The following is a 19,890-nucleotide window of genomic DNA, read 5'->3' on the forward strand; positions in this document are numbered from 1 at the left end:
CTATAATCCTTTCACGATATTGATCTTTTTGATATTGGGATGAGCAGAATTGTAATCACCGGTTCCCGCACGCACGCCTGTTTGATGGCCCGTTGTATTATTGATTTTGCGCTGCGGAACATCGTTGGCACCGCCAGGTAGTTGGCGGATGAAGTTTTGCGCAATCGACGCGGCGTTGATGGCCCCATCGGAGACAGCCGCATGCAAGGGTTGCGACAGCATCAGTGGGTGCGGGACTGCCAGCGGCGCCGTCAACTGCGACACGTAACTGAGCGTCGCCCCGATTGTGGGTTTAAAATGGCCACTGCAATTGTCCATATAGACGATCCCGCCGTTGATAACGTCCATTTCTCCAGCCGCCACAACGGTGACCGTCGATCCCATCGGTCGGTCGCTGGCAATCGCGGCCATCTGAGCATGGTTCACGAATTTACTTGAATTCTGGTTGCGATATTGCAGCAAGTTGAAAGCCAGTGGGGCCTTCCCGCACGCCTTCATGGCATAAAGAACGCTGCGTGTTCCTTCGGGCACAACAACGTAGAAGGTTGTCAAAAATGCCTGCCATCGATTTGCGCCAAACACTATCGTACATCTTGATTGCCTGGCAGTAACAACGCTCTGTGGTTGATACGAGTTGAACACCGTTGGCGGTGTTTGGTCCACCCAGTCCCCATTCATGTAAGTGGCCGTCGTTATCAACTGACCATTTTGAACCTCAAGCCTGTAAAGTGGAAGGCTGGGCGTCACCAGTTGGCCGTCCGCTTTTGCGGTGGACAATGCGCCAGAGACGGGTTGAGCGGGTTGTGCAGAAAGCGGTAGCTAAGCAAAGCCGAACCAATGACCAGCGTCAGAGCGGCTTTCCAAAAAGCGAAGATATGGGAGCGAGAGTCTTCATTGTACTATCGGGGTCGATATTTTCTGCAATCACGCAAGCTAATGATCCTTTCGTCCAAAGGCGATAACTAATGGTGGTATCGTAGTTATCCAATGCAACCATGATAACACATCCCGCGTCTTAGCGGAAATCCAGTACATGGCATCCACGGGGAAGTTTTCTATTTGAGATAGCTCACACGAAATTCGGTCGAGGAAGGAGACCGGCAATATCGTACAATACCGGACGTAGCGGGTTGTCGGGTGACCGCCGAAGGAAAGGTTTCTTTGCCGATCGGCACGAGATGACGACTTTGACCGCGCTCGTCATCCCCGTTGTGTGGAGTTGTAAGGTTTTGCGGATGGGCGGGCCGCCGAGGTCTCTTCAACCGAGCCGTGCATTGATTGATTGTTGGCCATCTTGGTATTTTTCACCACCATGTGAAGACTTCAGGCAATCCAGAAACAGGTTCAACCTTCGACCCGTGGATGCGCTTTTGCGGACAATGGCGGCCATGGTCGACGAGAATTTTGCTGCATCACATCTGACCAGCTGAATGAGGTTAGAATCCAGAAATGGTTGTGCTGTGTGGGTTGGAAGGAACCCGAGATACCGGCCCGAGAGGATGAGAAGAGCCAGCGCCTCTTCGTTTTGAACGAAGGCAGATTTTCTCAACTTTAGCTTTTGGTGTACGGCCATATTCGGTGAGTTGAAACTTAGCCCCGCGAACGAGAAACTTCTAATTTCGGTAAGTTGAATTTCGCCGGCCCCGCTATCGAACTGCTCATGTCCTTGGCCGCAATACAGGCGCATGTGTTCCCGATAAAGCCCCGTGTAGCTTAACATCGGTGATTGGCGGTGAAGGGGGACAATGCCTAAATTGAACCGCCCGTTGATGACGCCTTCTTCAATTACGTTCGGTGGCTCCATCGCGATATCAAGCGTCACTCCCGGCGCCTTATCGCGAAATAATTGGACCGCGCCGAAGATGTTGGCCTCGGGATTTGACGAAGAATGATCAAAAAAAGCGATCTTTAGTTTCCCCGTTAGGTCCGACCGCGCTTCGTCGATCTGCTCTCGGAATTTGTCGATCGAGGAAAAAAGCTCCTCGGCGGAGTTGAGGACATGTTGTCCATCAGAGGTCAGTGAAAATCCAGCCGGCCCGCGGTGACAAAGCTTTAGTTTCAGCCGGGTTTCTAAGTCAGATATGTGCTTACTGATTGTCGAGCGCCCAATATTCAACTCGAATTCTGCGGCGGTAAATCCTCCACATGCAACCACGGTCTGGAATATTTGCAGAAGCCGGATGTCGGCGTCCGCCAAGCGGGTTATTGTAGATTTAGGGGGAATGGTATGTTTCCTTTTTATCAAACATTACGTCAACTACTTTGCATTAACTCGACGGTAGTTGCAATCTAAGCTCCAAGCACTCGAATGAGTGTGCATGTCAAAAGACAGAATCGCGCTATGCTCAGAAAACATGAGTTTCATACCAAGGGAGGTATTATGACTTTCATCAATAAACTGTCTTCGTTCGCAATGGCGGCTTCGGTCGCGGCGATTGCGTTCGCCGCACCGGCATATGCCAAGAATTTCAAGATCGCGGTTGGCGATAGTGGCGGATCAAGCCAAGAGGCGACGGGCTTGGCATTCAAGGCTGCGCTTGAAGAAATCTCTGGCGGCAAGGATACCGCAACTTTGTTCCTGAACGGCCAACTTGGGTCGGAGCAGGACACTGTAAACGAAGCAGCCATCGGCACACTTGATATGTCGCTGCTTGCTATTAACAACATCACGCCGTTCTCACCTTCGGTGGGCGTGTTTACATTGCCATATGTGATCCTCAGCCTCGAAGACGCCGAGACGCTGACCCAGGGTCCGATCGGGCAAGAGTTGACAGAAAAGACAATTGAGGACGCTGGCGTCCGCATTGTTGCCTGGACCTACACTGGGTTCCGGGTTCTGACAAACTCCAAGAAACCCGTTAAGTCCGTTGCAGACCTTGAAGGTCTCGTGATCCGTGTTCCTAAGAACGAGATCATGATCGACACATACAAGTCTTGGGGCATTAGCCCGACACCAATGGCTTGGTCGGAAACCTTTGCTGGCCTTCAAACCAAAGTTGTTGACGGACAGGACAACCCGTATACGACCATCAACGCGATGAAGTTCTACGAAGTTCAGAAGTACGTAACAGAAATTCGTTACATCTTCTCAATTGAACCTCTGATCATTTCCGAGCAGGTGTTCCAAGGCCTGTCCGAAGAAGACCAGAACAATATTCTTGAAGCAGGCAAGGCTGCCACTCAAGCGTCAGCTCAATTCTTGCGCGACAAAGAAGCTGAAATCAAAGCCCTGCTGGTTGAAAAAGGTATGGAGATCTCCATCCCAGAGAACAACGAACAGGAGTTCATTGATCTGGCGACTGCTGCCGTATGGCCGAACTTCTACGAAAGCATCGGTGGTGTAGAGAAACTGAACGAAGTCTTGGCCGCCATCGGTCGCGACCCCGTTTCGCAATAATCTACTCATTACAAGAAACGGAAGGCGCCCTAGGGCGCTTTCCTCACAAATGGTGAGGGGCAAATGACCAAATTTTGGGGAATTCTCAACAATATAGAAAGCTATATATGCCGGACTTTGCTGTCGGTATTTGTATGCCTTCTATTTTTGCAAGTTATCGTACGAACCTTCTTCAATTTCTCATTTTCATGGGTAGAAGAGCTTTCGGTGTATATGTTCGTCTGGTTTGTTTTCTTTGGCGCGAGCTACGCTGCCAAGATGAATGCCCACAACCGAGTGACGTTTCAATTCAAGTTCCTTTCGCCGCGCGCGATTAGGTATATTGAAGCCTTTGCAGACCTGTTTTGGCTGTTTTTCAACGTCTACTTTATCTATCTGGCGATCGATTTCATCTTCAATAAGATGAACAAGTTCCAGTCATCGCAGACCCTCGGGTTCCATCTGAGCTGGGTTTATATCGTCCTACCGATTGCGTTCACCCTGATGACCATTCGCATCCTCCAGGTGAATTACAGGAAGATCATCTTGGATGAGGATCTGGTCGACCCGGATGCAATTGATCTGGACGAAGTGCGCGCTGAAACCGGTGCTGTAGAAATTGATATCGATACAATTACCCAAGAACAGGAGAAGAAGTGATGGGATCTGAAATCGTACTCCTCCTATTTGGCGGCTTTCTTGGGCTTCTTTTCATCGGAGCACCGATCACAGTTGCTTTGGGTGTTTCGACCCTGTTGACGTTCCTGTACCTCGGCGAAAACCCGATTAAATTCGTACAAATCGCGTTCACATCCGTCGGGTCATTCCCACTGATGGCTCTACCCGCATTTATTCTGGCCGGCGCCTTGATGGAGGCATCAGGCTTATCTCGAAGGCTAATCAACGTGGCCGAAAGCTTCGCCGGCCCCTTCACCGGCGGGATGTCCGCGGCAACTGTCTTTGCTTGCCTCTTCTTTGGCGCGATCTCGGGCTCCGGCCCTGCGACGACTGCGGCAGTGGGCATGCTTATGATCCCGGCCATGATTGACCGTGGTTATAGCCGCAGCTACGCTTCAGCTATTACAGCGTCTTCGGGTGGTCTGGGTATCGTCATTCCACCATCTATTCCGCTTATCATCTTCGGCATTGCGGCACTTGGTATGCCCGCCCCACCCGAAGCAGTCGCAGAGCATGGTCAATTCCAAACAGTATCGATTCCGAAGCTCTTTATTGCTGGGTTCATGCCGGCCTTCCTAATCGCAGGAAGTTTGTTGGTGATGAACTACATTCTGTCTAAGAAGAATGGTTATAAAGGTTCAAGCGAAGGTTGGTCTGCGCGTCAAATTTGGTGCGAGCTGTACCGGGGATTTTGGGCGCTAATGGCGCCGGTCGTGATCCTTGGTGGTATCTATTCTGGCTTCTTCACTCCAACCGAGGCAGCGATTGTCGCGATCTTCTATACTCTGATCGTCGGAACTTTCATCTATCGCGAGCTGAGCTGGGAAAAGCTGTTCACGTCACTGGAGACCACGACTTGGCTGACGGGTCGTGTTCTGTTGATCATGTTTACAGCAACAGTGTTTGGCCGTTTGCTGGTTGAGAACCAGATCCCTGCGGTCATTGCCGAGGGCATGTTGTCGATTACAGACAACCTGTATATCATCTGGACTCTGGTGATCTTCTTCCTGCTTTTCGTGGGTATGTTTATGGAGACGCTGGCAACCATTCTGATCCTTGTCCCGGTGATGTTGCCGGTAGCGTATAGCATGGGCATTGATCCCATCCACTTCGGCGTGGTCATGGTGTGTACTCTGGGTATTGGGTTTCAAACGCCACCTTTGGGCGAGAACCTGTTTATCGCTTCAGGTATTTCGAACATCTCGATCGAGCGGATCTCAGTGGCGGCGCTACCTTTCGCACTTATCAATACCGTCGCGATTTTCATCATCGCTTTCTTCCCGGAAATTGCGCTGTGGCTTCCACGCGTGATGGGCTATTGATCGTTGCAACAGAAAGGAATTCCTAATGCTACCTGAAGTCAAAGACATTCTGTTCGCAACGGACCTGTCGAAGAACTCTGATAATGCGTTGCGCCATGCTCTGACCATGGCGCGCGCGAACGGAGCGAAGTTGCATGTTCTTCACGTAACTGAGCCCCTTTCACAGGATGCAGTCGTAACACTGCAGATGTTTATGCAGGATGACGAATCACGCAAGAAAGCCATTCGGGATCGGCACGAGTCCGTAAAACAGATGCTTAAACAAAATCAGAAGGAATTTCTGAACTCGCTGTCCGGTAAAGACAAAGAGGCGTATTCCGCAGTGGGATCCGTTGAACTTGTTGATGGACACCCGGCGGAAATGATCCTGCAACGTGCGGCCGAGCTTGATTGCCAGCTGATTGTGATGGCAACGCATGAGCAAGGTACGGGTCACACCTTCATTGGCACGGTGACCAAACGTGTTTTGCGACGATCCTCTATCCCAACACTAATCGTGCCAAACCCGTCTGATTAATTTTTACTTCAACGTTGTGAAACTTGGCGGCCTTTGGCCGCCATTTTTTCATGCACTTACAGTCGTCTTCAGTGGATGGCCTCAAATAATATGGAACCTTGCTGGTCGACATGAAAGACCCCGCATGGTTGCGTCAAGATCACAGCAACCTCACAAAGGTCTTTGCGTCACCAATGGCTTCACATTAGACTGCAGAAAAACGGGCATCGAGCAGCCCAGTATTCTATTAGTTGGGGTCACCGTATGAAACTACCCACCATTGCGATGCTGTGGATGGAAGGTCCGTTGAGTTTCCTTGAGCAGCTTTGCGTGAAGTCATTTGTCGATGCGGGGCACAAAGTTGTTCTTTACCACTATGGACCGCTTCAAAACGTACCTGACAAGGTGGAGCTTGCCGATGCGAATGAGGTGTTGCCCCAATCGAATTTTCTGACCCACGAACGGACTGGTAGCCCAGCGCTGCATTCCGACTTGTTTCGATATCGGATGTTGGCAAAAAGCGACAACACGATCTGGGCGGACACAGATGCATATTGCATGAAGCCGTTTATTACGCCGAACGGACATTTCTATGGCTGGGAGTCTGCAAAGCACATTAATGGTGGGGTTCTGGGCCTGCCGCAAGACTGCGATACTTTGCAGCAACTGATCGCCTACACGAATGACGAGTTTGCTATCCCAACATGGTATGGCGAAGACTATGTGGAAGAGTTGCAAGCTGCAAAAGACGCGGGAAATCCGGTTCATGCGGGCGAACAGCCCTGGGGTGTTTGGGGGCCGCATGCGGTTACGCATTTCCTTCACGCGACCGGCGAGGTCAAATATGCCCTACCTCAGGAAGCGCTCTATCCGTTTACCTTCAAAGACCGTCGCCTAATGTTGCGCCGAAATTTCGATACCTCGCCTTATGTGACCGAGAACACTTCCTCGGTACACCTGTATGGTCGGCGCATCCGTGCGCGGATTGTGGAAAAAGAAGGTGGTGCGCCTCACCCTAAAAGCCTGTTGGGGCGTCTGTTGGTGAAACACGGCATTGATCCTGAAAAGGCACCTATCCCCAACAAAGGTAAGCCGAAACAGGACAAAGATAAGAAGCCAACCGAGACCAAGTCAGCGATCGAGGCTGGAGACGATGCAAATATCGCCCCCATCAAACCATCAGAGCGCTATGGTCGTGGGCAACTTAACTTAACGGATCTTGCCGACAATTATGGTTCGGACAAGGGGTCTGCAAAGCATCGGTATACAGAGCTCTATCAGATGCTGTTCCTGCCCTATCGCAATCGTGCTATCTCGTTTCTGGAACTCGGGATGCAACCAGGTCTTGATCCTTCGGAGGCGCCTTCTATCCAGATGTGGATGGAGTATTTTCCAAAAGCGCGCATCCATGGATTTGACTCGAAAGATTTCAGCGGGTTCAGCGCGCCGAGGTTTACGTTTCACCTGGGAAGCATGGATACGCGTGAAGATGTTCGGGCTGCAATCGGATCGCCAGACACACCATTCGATATCATCGTCGATGATGCGAGCCATGCGTCTCATCATCAACAAAACAGCTTTCTGGAACTGTTTGGCAATCTGCGGTCCGGCGGTATTTATATCGTCGAGGATCTGCGCTGGCAGCCTGACGAAATCGAGAAGCCGGGGATCACCAAGACTGCACCACTTTTCCAAAACTACATTAAGCATGGTGTCTTCAAGCACTCGGACCCAGATGTTGCGGAACAATTGAACGCCCTTCGTATTGATATCTCTGGTTGTTTCATCTTTCAGGCCAAGTTCAACAAAAACCGGCGCGATCAAGTGCTGGTGGTCCACAAACGCTAACTCAGATGTCCGAAGAAGACCATAATAAGATCCCAAGCTGGTACGCCGAGATTTTCCCAGCGGGTCCGCGTGATGGATGGTATCATAAACTCGGGCAACATGCCGCTTCATTCGTTGATCGTGGAAAGTCGTGTCTTGTCGTTTCATTCGATAACCTGTCCGACGCTGGGTACCCACATCCCGATATCGAACCATGGGCCGCAAAATTTGTCCGCGACAACGGGTGGAGCCATCTCGGGGTTTATGCGCGCGGGCCAAGTTGGTTTCGCGATGCCCAGCTTATCTCGTTTCTAGAGAAACTTAGAAATGACGGGTTCTTTGCTCAGTTTGACCGGGTTGCGCTGATCGGGACGTCGATGGGTGGTTTTGCAGCGCTCACCTTTTCGTCACTTGCGCCAGGGGCAACAGTGGTGGCCCTTAGCCCTCAGTCTTCACTGTCACCAGATGTTGTCCCTTGGGAAGTGCGGTTCGCCAAAGGACGTGCACAGGACTGGTCCCTGCCCTATTCTGATGCAGCGACACAAGTAGGGGATCATAAGCAGATCTACGTGATCTATGATCCCTTCTTCGAACCGGACAAGCGGCACGTTATGCGACTTCCACAGGCGCGGATCACACATCTGAAAGGGTTCGGGTTTGGACACAAGACTGCGGTGTTGTTGCGTCGGATCGAACAGCTAAAATATGTGATGTACGGTGCCATCAGTGGCACGTTGTCAGAAGAAGAGTTCTACAAACGTGCCAAGGCACGCAAGGGTATCTATCTATATCGGGTATCGATGGAAGCCCATTTGGCCGAGCGCGGTCATGATGATCGAGTGGAGCGCTTTCGAACGGCCTTTCGCCGTCGCCGTCGACTGACAGAACAATTGGCGGCCGCCGAGCAGGAGGCAAGTTGACCCGTCGCAAGAACATCATACTGATGACGATCGACGATGGTGGAGCGTTTTGGCGTTTTCGCGATGCGTTTGGAGAGCGACTGCAAACGCCAAATCTTGATCGTATATTCGCAAGCTCGGCAGCGTTCACATCAGCGTATTGCCAAGCTCCGATCTGCGGTCCATCTCGCAACAGTTTGATGTCTGGCCTGGCGCCCCACCAAACGGGTATGTTGGACAACTATATCAATATATTCACGGTATTGAGGCCAGAACAGCTATGGCAATATAGGCTTAAACAGTCTGGATACTATTGTTCAACTGCGGGCAAGATTCACCATAGCTTCGCACCCATTCCGCGAAAATTCCATGATATCCTCTATTCACACCCACCAAATCCATTGAAACTTGGTCCGCCACGTGACGTCTCGACCGAACGCTATGGCGGCTTGACCGGCGGCGGCGCAACCACTGATCCAGAAGATGACAAACTGTATTATGATCACCAGTCGGCGTCAGACGCTGTCGCATTTTTAGAGAACTATGATGACGACAGGCCGTTCTATCGGGAGGTCGGGTTTCACCATCCCCATATCCCACTGAAAACGCCTGCGGTGTTCAAAGAAATATATGATGTTGAGAACTTCACCCAACCCCCAGATTGGGACGATGGGTTCGAGACGGCGGAATACCCAGATAAATTCATGATTGAAAACATGGATTTACGAGACAAAGATTACTGGCGTAAGTCCGTTCGCAACTATTTCTCTGCCTATTCACATGTGGATCGCCACATCGGCCGGGTATGGGATGCCCTGCAATCTTCGCCTCATGCAAAAGATACGATTTTCATATTCACTTCGGATCATGGCTATCACCTTGGCGATAAAAACCGGATGCGGAAGTTCACGCTTTGGGAAGAGAGCTGTCGTGTACCTTTACTGATCCACGACCCGAGCGTTGAAGCACTAGAAATCGACGATCCTGTCGCACTCTTGGATATCGGACCAACCATCCTCGACTATGCAAACTGCCCTCCCCTGAAGGGTGCACCAGGGCGATCGCTGGTCCCTCAGGTGCGCGGGACATCGGTACCCGACAGGGCCGTGCCAACCTTTCTTTTTGGCAATAGCTCAATGAGGAAGGGCCGGTACCGGATCACGCTCTATCAAAACGAAGAAAGCGAGCTATACGATGTCGAGGCTGATCCTTGGCAAACAAAGAACCTTGGTCGAGATCACCCAGACTATGCCCGTATGAGAGCAGAGTTGGCGCAATGTTGCGCTGAGCATGGATTGATATTACCGGAGGCAAAGGATCAAGCAGTCTGCGGAACCTTCTACGCGGGCTTTTCGGACGCCGACATCGCCCCACCTGCCGGAGACAAAGGGACGATTTCCGGCCTGGATCACACCAAGATAGATCACGCACCAGCCGCCCCTGGACATCATGTTCATTTCTCGACCCTTGACCATGATGGCACCGCACCACTGCCAAATGCCTTCGCCAAGATGCACTACGGGGCAGATACGGGCGGTAAGGTGAAATCCTTTACTGTGGCCGGCAATCGTAAAGACAACGAATTTCTTTTTCCCGGAAGTTTCAACCGGTTCACATTAACTGTTCATCCGGGGCCGGGTGAGAATAACGTGATCGCGCAGAATGATGATCTTATCGTATATGGCGGCAATGGAGACACCAATATCCGGGCTGGAAATTCAAGCTGTTTTCTAGTGGGCGGTTCAGGCCGCAACGTGTTTCAGTCTGGCAAATCTCATAGCTATCTGGAGGGCGGGCCCGGAGACGCACAACTCTACGGCGGCAGTGGATATACCGAGATGATTAGCGGAGCGGGTACGAATTTACTCGTAACCGGGACAGGAAAAACACTGGTCAAGCTGACCGGTGGCTGTAACACAGTCCATATCAAATCGGCTGAGGTCCAGCTGAATATCTACCGTACCGGCCTGCCTCAAACCGTTGTTGGGTATTGTGGCGGTCCGGTCGATATCTCGGACTGGGCTGCGTTGGGACATACCCGCATCGAGACACATAAAACCGACGTCGTGTTGACCTGCGCGACGGAACGGGTTGTCTTCAAAGGAACCAATGTGAATGACTTAAGCCAGGCGTTGACTGGCAAGGTCGAGACGTGACCTGATCGGAAAGTTTCCTCTATGGCAAAGACCAGCTCGGCCAAAAAAATTTCCATATCTCCGAAGCAACACTCAGATCTTGTTGCAGGGAAAACGCTCATTTTGGGCGATTACCAACTGGATTTGACCATTCGCAGCTCGGCGCGGTTGGTTGTCTGCTTTTTTGATGCTGATGAAGATACGTCATGGCTAGATAGTGCTTGTCAGGACGCAAATTTCAGCCAAATCCGGATCGTTGCTGGCTCCGCTTCTGCATTCGGTAACCTAACCTTCCCGTCGTTCGCTCAATCTTTGGCAACAAGTAAACTCGTTCAAGATTTCAACGCCGTCAGCCTTTGCGGTGCAATGGCCGGTGGCGGTGCCGTTCTGCGATCTGGCGCGTATTTCGAAAGGGCCACGTTGGTGGCTTTCGATCCACAACTTGCTCAAGTATCCGGGCCGCAAAGCTCAGGAAATATAGCGTTTAATCCTGGCAGTGTAGGCTACGTATTTCACGACCCCCTCACTGGAAAGCAGACGGCGCTCAACAAGAGTTTGAGTGGCGAAAATATACTCTGGCTGAAATGCTTCGGCATGCAAGAACCCTGTTTGAATGGATTGTGGCGTATGCGCGTGCTGCCGCAAATCGTGGCAGCCGCATTGCGTGATGAACTTGCTCCTGGCCTGTTCTATAAACTCATCCGTCGGCGGAAAGACTACTATTTCTATCGAATAGGCATCGAAGCCGCACTTAACGCAAAGGGTCAAACTCCCCGCGTAAAACGATTTCGTGCAAAATTCCGGGCGCGGCGCGAAAAAGCCAACGAAGAAGCTAAGTTTTCTGACCTGAAGGCGAAAGCTGAACAGATGCGTCCGCAGCTGCCAAATGCTTGGGCGCGCGTAAATGCAACATCAACGGCGCGCTGGCCGAGTGCAGGTGGCAATGTATGGATGCTGGAGCAAACCGGCGATCACCTTCGCTATCTTTCAGATCAATGGCAGCACGTCACGATGGGATTTGAAGAACGCTCCGGTGTCACACTCGCCCAAACACCGGCAATCGCGCTTGGGTTTGTTGGTTTCGGGGCCGGTCTTCAAGTCGAGCGTCCGCTGCCGCGTCGGTTCGAATGGCACGTGACCGACGAAGCACTGAATGGTTCGGCCCCCGCCTTCGGAGCGCTGGCAGAAGCGACAGTTGCATCGGAGAATCGATATGCCGCGGGCGATGTACTGCACAGTGTGATAGCGGTCTCGCAGCCACAATCAGGGATCGTGGCCGAAGACGCATCAGTAAGCGGCAAGGCTTATCGCACCCTAATCAAGAAGGTCGAATTTGGTCATGAGGCACTTCAATCATGGGGGAAATCGCTGGTCGTTGACCGGATCAGGCTAGGGCTGCTGGCGGGTGCGCAAAACAGCACGCAAAACACCGCTGCCGATCACTACACAGAGGTCGCTTCAAACATCACACGGGATATTGCGCGGGTGACTGGGCAATCCACAACGCCCGCGGTCGTTGTCGTGCAGTCAGCCGGATCACAAACAGATGGCGCATCAGAGGTTATGCTGGCCGAAGGCCGCTTTGATATTGAAAATCCAGCGCTTCCAGCGGTCGTCGCAACCCCGACTTATCCATGGCGGCTTATGCCGGGAACACCGATGACATTGAGTGCGGGCGCGTCGCTGACTGTGGATGAGCTCTGCGCTGTTGCGCTTCAGGAAAAACAACAGGGGCGATCGTGGTATTGTCCAAGTCTGCAAATGGCTGTGGTCAAGGGAACCGTCATCCACGCGGAGTTTTCTTCATTGGCTGGATTGGTACTTGAGGACGGTCCGCACGGATTTAGGATCGACCAACAAGGCGAAGCGCCTACCATTCTAAGTGCCAAAGTGGTTTCTGATCGAGGCATAGAAATCGAGTGTGATCGCGCACCCGCGCATGATGGCAGTTTCCTGTGCTATGCTTGGGGGCACAAAGCGCCCGAAAGTAGCAAGGATTGCACAGCTAACCACGGCGCGTTGCGGGATAAGTGGCAGCAAAACAGCATAATTTCTGAGGGCCGGGTGCTTCGCCGTTATGCCCTGGCCGGACGTGTGCCATTGATGTTCGGGGATGCCATTGGTTGATCACCCTACCCCGCCCTGCTGCGCGCCAAATATGGACAAACCTACGCGCGTATCACCAAGTGTTTTGGAAGATATTCCGCACGCGGGCGCCTCTAAGACCCTGACAAATATCTGCCTTGGCGACCTGGTCGCAATCAAGGGCGGTTTCTTTGACATGGGAGCACGGCGGTCCCGATATGAGATCGATATGGACAGCCCTCAACGCAAGGTCAGAATCTCATCGTTTCTGCTTTCAAGATACGCTGTAACGAACGCCCAGTTTTCTGCGTTTGTCGATGAAACCGGTTACAAGACAACAGCCGAGCGCGAAGGCTGGTCATTTGTGTTTTCACAGTTTCTGAACGCACCCGAACTATTTCCAGATTACGCTGCTGGGACACCTTGGTGGCGCCGGGTCGACGGGGCAAACTGGCACGCGCCGGAAGGGCCGGAAAGCGGGATAGAAAATCGTCTTAATCATCCCGTTACACATGTCAGTTGGCACGATGCTACCGCATACGCCAGCTATCTGGGCGCCCGCCTACCGACCGAAGCGGAGTGGGAGTTTGCGGCGCGCGGAGGGCTCCGAGGGGCGAAGCATCCCTGGGGCAATTCTTTGGTGCCAGCAACTGGGCATGCACAGAATGTTTGGCAAGGCTCTTTCCCCGACACGAACACTCAAGACGACGGATACCATGGCACAGCACCCGTTGATGCGTTTGAGCCCAACAACTATGGGTTATTCAACATGACGGGCAATGTTTGGGAATGGTGTTCAGATTGGTTTGGCCCGTTGCCAGAGGGGTCCAGGGGTCGACCACCAAAGGACCCAACCGGCGCTGCGTCAGGCGTGGCAAAGGTCATGCGCGGAGGATCCTGTCTGTGTCATGCATCCTACTGCGAACGCTATTTTGTGCACTCACGCACATCTAACACGCCTGATAGCTCAACTGGGCATATCGGTTTCAGACTGGCCGTCTGACACACAAATGCGAACGATTGAACAGGTGCGCAAAGCCCATTAGAGTTTCCGCAACGTAGGGATCGAAGGGCAGGTATCGTGCTGGAAACACCATCCGACAGGAAACAGAAATGGCGCGAGAATTTCGAAAGTGTCGCTGCCGAGGGTGGCTTTTTCAAAGAACTGAGTTCGGAGCACAAAGCACTCTACGTTGAACAGGGGAAAACCTTGGTCGTGGCATTTGAGAACCTCGACGACGCCCGGCAAGATACCGAGAACCGGCTGCCTTGGGGGATGGATTTTCTGACATCCCATGGCTGGTCTGCGATCGGCATCATGGCACATGGGCATACTTGGTATCGCGATCCGGCGGTCTCGGCGTTTTTTGACCAGTTGGGGAACGACGGCTTCTTTTCAAAGTTCGACCGCGTGGTTTTTTACGGTGTTTCAATGGGGGGATACGCTGCCACGGCCTATGCGTCAGCCTGCCCCGGCGCGGACGTGATTGCGGTGAATCCTCAGGCAACGTTAAGCCGCAATGTAACACTTGGCTGGGAAAACCGTTTCAAACCTGCTTGGCGCCGGGATTACGGCGGTCCTTATGGCTATGGTCCCGACGGTGTGCGGGCGGCAGGCAAGGTGCGCTTATTTTACGACCCAACCATTGCAGCGGATGCAATTCACGCAACACTATACACCGGCGCCAACGTTGAAAAAATTCGCTGTCGCAACATGGGTCACGGGATGCTGACGACTTGGCGACATATGGGGGTGCTGAGCACCATTATCAAAGGGTGCATCACCGGTTCAATCACAGAAGCCGAAATTTACGCCCACCTAACTGCACGCAAGCGCAATCCGTATTATCAGAAGCGACTGCTTTCTCAGTTGCTGCGTAGAAATCGCCCTTACTGGGTTAGCCAATATTGCAACGCCGTTTTGGAAGATTGCGCGCCGCAAAAACGCCCCCATTTCAGGAACGCGATGATTGAAGCCAATAAAAAGCTTGGGCGAAGCTAAGGGAAAGTACAGGCAATTTTACAACTTAATCTGGGAAGTAGTTGTCCTTAAGCCATTGGCGCATCTCTGTAAAACTGGCCTGATGCTGTATTTGCTTGGCCCGCTCTTGGTGATAGTCCACTGCGTCTTTGTGCAGTCGGCTAAGTTTTTCGTCTGAGACCAGAATTTCCCATGTCTCTCGCGCAGCGGACAGTTTGTTGTCAATTGCACCATCGAAATGCCCACCCAACGCGCGTTTTCGATAGTAGTGCAAGTCGGCCGTTCTATCCTTGTTGACCACGTCACCCCGGTCTTGCTTCAACAAGAAGGATTCCGCACTGCGTAACGGATGGTGATCTAGTTGCACGAGATCGTATCTGCCGCGTCGATCGATACCGTTCTCGTGTTTCAACAAGAACTCTTCCGGCACGGGCTCACCCGATCCGTCAAGCCAAATCAATTGATCATGCGTCCCCGGGACGACACCTGGGCGGTGGACGGGCCAACTCTCAAAATTATCGAGGCCGTGAATAATCGATTTGACACCGCGCCTTGCCTGCCAGTGACCAGGATGATGTGTCTCGTGTTCACGAAAAGCCTCGGTCACCCAGGTATCGGTGATCTCCCATTGGGCATTGCTAGAGAAATTCAATTCTGAGATCGACAATACGTGAAACGGACCGGCGGCCTCGAAGAGATCGGTCAGATGTCCTTCTCCGACCTTGATGTTGATAAACTCATCAACATCAGTCTGGATGACATAGTCCGCCCGGCGCACTTGCGGCATATCCACCGCAAATTTCATCGCAAGAGGCTGGAAAAAGGTAGACCCTGCAGCGACAGCGGGATTTGGCAGATGGGTCACAACACCCAGCTCATCCAACCGATCCAACATAAGGTCTGTTCCATCGCTGCAATCATTGGTGAAAACCACGAAATCATTCACACCGATAGAGCGGTGATAGGCAATCCACTCCAAAAGGAACGGGCCCTCATCTTTCATGCAGGTTGGAATAACAATATGAGGCGCATCTGACGCGTGTTTCGGCTCGGATGCTCCACGCGTGTGGATACGCGGCGCCTCTGATTTGGGGTGTCTTGTCAGCACCCAAACACTGCCCGTCACGTATTCCTGTTCGGCGCGAAAGCCCTGTTCATCAAGGTTTTTCAATAAACTGCGTTGTCCCTCGACGCCATAGACAAGCGGATGCACTTCGATAATGATCGTCCGGACACCCTTCAGGTCGACATTTTCAAATACGTCGAGTTCACCACCCTCAATATCTGCAACAATAACGGTCGGACGAAGTTCTTCAATCAGGTCCCCAATCCCATAGGCCGGCAACATGACCTTCTCGCGATAGGGGCGGGAATCCGGCTCCATGCTGGAAGCCCAGAAATTCCCGCGAACATAAAATGGCACGTCCTCAGACGTTTTGTCCGCCGCGATGCCATTGCGTATTTCAACATTCGTTATGTCATTAATACGGTGAGTCTCTTCGATCAGGTCGATCAGCCCGGCATTTGCCTCGATCGATACTACCTTCTCAACACCGCCTATCTTTGAAATTGCACTGGACACCAATCCGACTCCGGATCCAAGCTCCAGAACGCGGTCGCCAGGAAACACCCATTTGCGGGCGGCGGAGCATTCTCCGCCTTCGTATTTGCCCATACGCATCTGACGTTCAATTTGCGGTGTGATGATGGAAGGCACAAAGGGGATACGGACCCCCTGCACTTCGATCACCTCGTCATATTTCAGAGCCGTCATGATTTCGGTTCTTTCGATATCAATAATGTGGTTGGTCATACTGGAACATCTCTATCCGTTCCATTTCTCAACATAGTCGGTTTGATAAGTACCGCGGGTATCGACCTGCCCCATTGGTTTGCGAACGACATAGCACATCACGATAGGGGAATTATTAGGTAGCTTGCCTTTTAGACGCGGGCGTACCCCAGTGACGTTGGGATTTGTCGTTGTAACCACCCGATCCGAGAAATTGGGCAGCAAGGGTTGCAAGATCATATCAAGCACCTCGTACCCCATTGCCTTCTCCCAAAAACCGTACACCATCTCTGGGTTGATCTGGTAAAATGAGTGGTTGATCCAGTTGTTACAAGGTGAGTGTCCAATCAGGACCCCCCCTTTCTTCAGCATCCGGTGCACATTGCGATAAGCGGTCGGAAGTTCGAAGATATGTTCGCAGGTTCCGCCGTCGTAGATCACGTCAAATCGTTCTTCAAGCGCTGGATCAAGTTCACCACTTAAGTCTTGGATAAGGCTTGCTCCTTCAAACTCAGAGAAGTCTAAAGAGTCTACACTTTCATATCCAAGTGCATCGAAAAACGCCTCGGAATAGTGGTTGTCAGCGTTTTGCAGATCGGCCTCGGTTTTCCCTGGCAGATAGTTCTGGATCGTTTCTTCCAGCAACTTCGCCGCTTTGCCTTTGCGTGTCCCAATCCATCGCTGGCGACCCAGCATCAGAAAAGATCCGCCAAGTTCGTGTTGCTTAGTGGTTTCGATAAGGCGCGCGGCCAGTGTGTCAGGAATAGCCATAGTTTGTCTGCTGCTCTGTTATTTGACGGAAGCGACGAAGCTCCTATCTATTCGAATTTTTGAAAACCTATCCCAGCGCCGTCCAGCGCGACAAGTCTGCAAGCGGATTATGCTATCCTTGTGGTATTATTATGTCAGACGGCTCAACCTTCTCGTTGCACAGTAAAAAACCACTTCTCACCCGGATCTCGGTCCACGACCTCGTCCGGGACGACATCAGGACCTGATAGGAACACGTTTGAGCCAAAGTGGCTGTGCATCACAGACAACTTTTGTAGCCTTGGCGCAGTTAGATCATCATAAAAACCTGAGTATTTTTCGGTCGCCCTCAACTCTGCGATTTTTGCTCTGTGGCATTGAACAGAATATGCGTGCGCCATTGCGATATCCGGATCATCCAATAACTGATCTAGCTCGCTTCGCATCATTTGAAGTCTGCTTTGGATAGAGCCGTCTTCCTCGGCGTTGTTGTTCATACGAAACCAATATGCGAGCCCCTGATCTCGATCTACGTGGTTTACACGTCCCCGATCGCGCTTAACTAAAAAGCTCTCGGCTGATCGCACGGCATAGTGGTTCAACTGGACCAAATCGTAGCCATACGAGCGAAGTGTCGACCGCCAACCATTGCGAAACATATCCCGCGGCATCGGTTTTCCTGACCCGTTCACCCAATTAATCTGGTCCCAAAGCTGAGGGCGCAGTCCCTTGGGCCGGTGGACTCCCAACTTGTTGAAGATGCCCGCATTTCGAAACAGAGTTTTGAAACCCCACGCCTGATGAGGCTTGCGCACGAGCTCTGGGGCGCAGCGTAGAAACTGTTCGGTCACGGGCTTGTCGTGATACTCATGCACGTCGCTGTTGCCAAATAATCGCCACGTCATCGAGATCATGTTGGCGTCTGGTACGGCCTCAAACAGCGCATTCAGCGTGCCGTCGCCAGTTTTGATGTTGATGAACTCATCAACATCAATACAAGTCACCCAGGTTGCGTCCTTGATCAGGGCTTCGTCCTCTGCGGCCTGCAAAGCAGCGTGCTGGGGCTTCAAATCGTTGGAACGAAACGGGTTTTCACGATGCTGTAGAATGCCTTTTGACTGCAAAAGGTCCAGCATTGTATCCGTACCATCAGTACAATCATTCGTGTAAACTATGAAGTCATCAACCCCGATGGCTCGGTGATAAGCGAGCCATTCCAAAATAAACGGCCCCTCGTTTTTCATTGTGGTTACGACAGCACAACGCCCCCTGCCCTTCATCTTCGACGTGTCGAAATCGATCTTTGGCATACGCACAGGTTTGTGAGAAAACTCATTGATCGACAAATCCAACAGATCTGTATTCTCGATCAGCGAAGTTTTGGGGACAATTTTTGACACCGAGTCATTTGGGTGACGCAATGCCATAAAACGGAAAAACATACGTGTGCGGCTCGTATCGGGCTGAACATTGCCTACTCTGACCAGACGCCAAATAGCATCATCCGAGGCCTGCCCCGGTGCGATGCACCACCTTTGACGTCCGCCGCGTGCATCAAACTGCACACAGATATGATCACCAAATCTGATGGGCTTGTCAGGCCGGATACGCCAAGGGTAACACTGGCGGCCAACAAGCGCGATCAGCCCGGTTGCTGCCGCGAAGGCGGCATCAAATATGTTTTCTGGGCCTGGTGGAACAAGATCAAACACGTCTATGTTGGCAACTGCGCGCGCGTTGGCAAGAAACCTATGCCGCACAATTTCGTAGATCGTCAGCGCCCCCAAAGGGCTCGTCCAGGGATCGGGCGTAGGAAGCTGCATCCGATCCTTACCCGGTGCTCCGGGTACGCTGAATGGATGAGATTCCGAAGGCAGCCCAGGCTTACCCAAAGGAACATCACTGGTGACAAGCAGGATTTTGCAGTCGCCACCACGCGACGCGAGACCGCGCCGAAGATCACGCGCAAATACCTTATCTTTGCCTGGCTCAGCACGATCAACTATGACGAAGGCCTGAGCGCGCTGGTGTCTTATGTGATAGTCCAACCACTCCAACACCAGCCACGCTGGCTCACCGTTACGCTCCGCAACGATGGCATTTGCGCCCTGCATAAAATCTAACTCCGCCTCGGCGGGGGTTAGCGCGACAACCTGTTCTTGAATTTCAAAAGAAACAGGCGCGTCCGCGGGAAGTGCATAGGTCAGGAACGTCGCTCCACCTATCGATTTTTCGCAAACAAGCTCTGAATTGATCGGGGGATGAATCAGATCGGATGTCACGTCCTGATCGAAAAACAGAGTAACCTCGCGCGTGTCTCCGACCCGTTTTTCAACCACGTCTAACAGCGTACATCCGTCCAGTTCACGACTGGCAAGACGGCGTTCGATCAGCTTAGCGTCCATGCCTCTGAAATCCCCGCCCCGATACCGCAACCATATTAGTCTTTTTACGCTTCTATCCAGAATACGGTGCGAGGTCATCACCTTCAAGAAGATGGTAAGGCAATTCTGTGACGTGCGCTGGGATTAACGCGCCGGTCGCCCCAG

At 52.1% G+C, this 19,890-nt stretch carries 15 protein-coding genes; 10 read left to right on the forward strand and 5 right to left on the reverse strand.

From position 1 onward, the window contains the following. Window positions 1-552 (reverse strand): hypothetical protein, encoded by a 552-nt coding sequence (locus V6N04_RS12815; protein WP_371170574.1) that lies wholly within the window; start codon window positions 550-552, stop codon window positions 1-3. A gap of 706 nt (window positions 553-1,258) precedes the next feature. Continuing rightward, window positions 1,259-2,197 carry a LysR family transcriptional regulator gene (locus V6N04_RS12820; protein WP_371170575.1) on the reverse strand — a complete coding sequence of 313 codons (939 nt, stop codon included), beginning with the start codon at window positions 2,195-2,197 and terminating at the stop codon, window positions 1,259-1,261. 183 nt (window positions 2,198-2,380) lie between these two features. Here V6N04_RS12820 and V6N04_RS12825 point away from each other — a divergent pair, with 183 nt between their 5' ends. The 10 genes from V6N04_RS12825 to V6N04_RS12870 all read left to right on the forward strand — a co-directional run bounded on the left by V6N04_RS12825 (window position 2,381) and on the right by V6N04_RS12870 (window position 14,820). Further along, on the forward strand, window positions 2,381-3,397 hold the full coding sequence (locus tag V6N04_RS12825; protein WP_371170576.1) for a TRAP transporter substrate-binding protein: 1,017 nt from the start codon (window positions 2,381-2,383) through the stop codon (window positions 3,395-3,397). Window positions 3,398-3,460: 63 nt separating this feature from the next. Next, entirely contained in the window at window positions 3,461-4,036 is a 576-nt protein-coding gene (locus V6N04_RS12830) for a TRAP transporter small permease (protein WP_371170578.1), read from the forward strand. Continuing rightward, complete coding sequence (locus V6N04_RS12835; RefSeq protein ID WP_371170580.1) at window positions 4,036-5,376, forward strand: TRAP transporter large permease; 1,341 nt, start codon at window positions 4,036-4,038, stop codon at window positions 5,374-5,376. Before V6N04_RS12830 ends, V6N04_RS12835 begins: the two co-directional genes overlap by 1 nt. A 25-nt stretch (window positions 5,377-5,401) precedes the next feature. Next, the gene (locus tag V6N04_RS12840; RefSeq protein ID WP_371170581.1) at window positions 5,402-5,893 is read left to right on the forward strand and encodes a universal stress protein; all 492 of its coding nucleotides are present in this window, start codon (window positions 5,402-5,404) and stop codon (window positions 5,891-5,893) included. A 243-nt stretch (window positions 5,894-6,136) separates the two neighbouring features. Beyond that, window positions 6,137-7,720 carry a hypothetical protein gene (locus V6N04_RS12845; protein ID WP_371170582.1) on the forward strand — a complete coding sequence of 528 codons (1,584 nt, stop codon included), beginning with the start codon at window positions 6,137-6,139 and terminating at the stop codon, window positions 7,718-7,720. A gap of 5 nt (window positions 7,721-7,725) precedes the next feature. Next, window positions 7,726-8,619: an alpha/beta fold hydrolase gene (locus V6N04_RS12850; RefSeq protein ID WP_371170583.1), complete on the forward strand. Its 894-nt coding sequence runs from the start codon at window positions 7,726-7,728 to the stop codon at window positions 8,617-8,619. Further along, window positions 8,616-10,754: a sulfatase-like hydrolase/transferase gene (locus V6N04_RS12855; RefSeq protein WP_371170584.1), complete on the forward strand. Its 2,139-nt coding sequence runs from the start codon at window positions 8,616-8,618 to the stop codon at window positions 10,752-10,754. Before V6N04_RS12850 ends, V6N04_RS12855 begins: the two co-directional genes overlap by 4 nt. A gap of 21 nt (window positions 10,755-10,775) precedes the next feature. Beyond that, window positions 10,776-12,860, forward strand: coding sequence for a hypothetical protein (locus tag V6N04_RS12860; RefSeq protein WP_371170585.1), 2,085 nt, complete (start codon window positions 10,776-10,778; stop codon window positions 12,858-12,860). A gap of 31 nt (window positions 12,861-12,891) precedes the next feature. Then, window positions 12,892-13,821, forward strand: coding sequence for a formylglycine-generating enzyme family protein (locus tag V6N04_RS12865; protein ID WP_371170586.1), 930 nt, complete (start codon window positions 12,892-12,894; stop codon window positions 13,819-13,821). A 78-nt stretch (window positions 13,822-13,899) separates the two neighbouring features. Then, complete coding sequence (locus tag V6N04_RS12870; RefSeq protein ID WP_371170587.1) at window positions 13,900-14,820, forward strand: phosphoadenosine phosphosulfate reductase; 921 nt, start codon at window positions 13,900-13,902, stop codon at window positions 14,818-14,820. A 25-nt stretch (window positions 14,821-14,845) separates the two neighbouring features. On the opposite strand, the gene V6N04_RS12875 is transcribed toward V6N04_RS12870, so the two are convergent. The 3 genes from V6N04_RS12875 to V6N04_RS12885 form a co-directional block, all read right to left on the reverse strand. Next, window positions 14,846-16,612, reverse strand: coding sequence for an FkbM family methyltransferase (locus V6N04_RS12875; RefSeq protein WP_371170588.1), 1,767 nt, complete (start codon window positions 16,610-16,612; stop codon window positions 14,846-14,848). 12 nt (window positions 16,613-16,624) lie between these two features. Next, window positions 16,625-17,362, reverse strand: coding sequence for a methyltransferase domain-containing protein (locus tag V6N04_RS12880; protein WP_371170590.1), 738 nt, complete (start codon window positions 17,360-17,362; stop codon window positions 16,625-16,627). A gap of 143 nt (window positions 17,363-17,505) precedes the next feature. Next, window positions 17,506-19,746: a glycosyltransferase family 2 protein gene (locus tag V6N04_RS12885; RefSeq protein ID WP_371170591.1), complete on the reverse strand. Its 2,241-nt coding sequence runs from the start codon at window positions 19,744-19,746 to the stop codon at window positions 17,506-17,508. Between the last annotated feature and the right edge of the window lie 144 nt (window positions 19,747-19,890).

The sequence above is a fragment of the Aliiroseovarius conchicola genome, from assembly GCF_041403445.1.
Taxonomy (GTDB): Bacteria; Pseudomonadota; Alphaproteobacteria; order Rhodobacterales; family Rhodobacteraceae; genus Aliiroseovarius; species Aliiroseovarius conchicola.

Excerpts from the sequence above, each read along its gene's own strand:
- V6N04_RS12825 (WP_371170576.1), top strand. The coding sequence starts at position 2,381 with ATGACTTTCATCAATAAACTGTCTTCGTTCGCAATGGCGGCTTCGGTC.
- V6N04_RS12830 (WP_371170578.1), top strand. The coding sequence starts at position 3,461 with ATGACCAAATTTTGGGGAATTCTCAACAATATAGAAAGCTATATATGC.
- V6N04_RS12835 (WP_371170580.1), top strand. The coding sequence starts at position 4,036 with ATGGGATCTGAAATCGTACTCCTCCTATTTGGCGGCTTTCTTGGGCTT.
- V6N04_RS12840 (WP_371170581.1), top strand. The coding sequence starts at position 5,402 with ATGCTACCTGAAGTCAAAGACATTCTGTTCGCAACGGACCTGTCGAAG.
- V6N04_RS12845 (WP_371170582.1), top strand. The coding sequence starts at position 6,137 with ATGAAACTACCCACCATTGCGATGCTGTGGATGGAAGGTCCGTTGAGT.
- V6N04_RS12850 (WP_371170583.1), top strand. The coding sequence starts at position 7,726 with ATGTCCGAAGAAGACCATAATAAGATCCCAAGCTGGTACGCCGAGATT.
- V6N04_RS12860 (WP_371170585.1), top strand. The coding sequence starts at position 10,776 with ATGGCAAAGACCAGCTCGGCCAAAAAAATTTCCATATCTCCGAAGCAA.
- V6N04_RS12865 (WP_371170586.1), top strand. The coding sequence starts at position 12,892 with ATGGACAAACCTACGCGCGTATCACCAAGTGTTTTGGAAGATATTCCG.
- V6N04_RS12875 (WP_371170588.1), bottom strand. The coding sequence starts at position 16,612 with ATGACCAACCACATTATTGATATCGAAAGAACCGAAATCATGACGGCT.
- V6N04_RS12880 (WP_371170590.1), bottom strand. The coding sequence starts at position 17,362 with ATGGCTATTCCTGACACACTGGCCGCGCGCCTTATCGAAACCACTAAG.
- V6N04_RS12885 (WP_371170591.1), bottom strand. The coding sequence starts at position 19,746 with ATGGACGCTAAGCTGATCGAACGCCGTCTTGCCAGTCGTGAACTGGAC.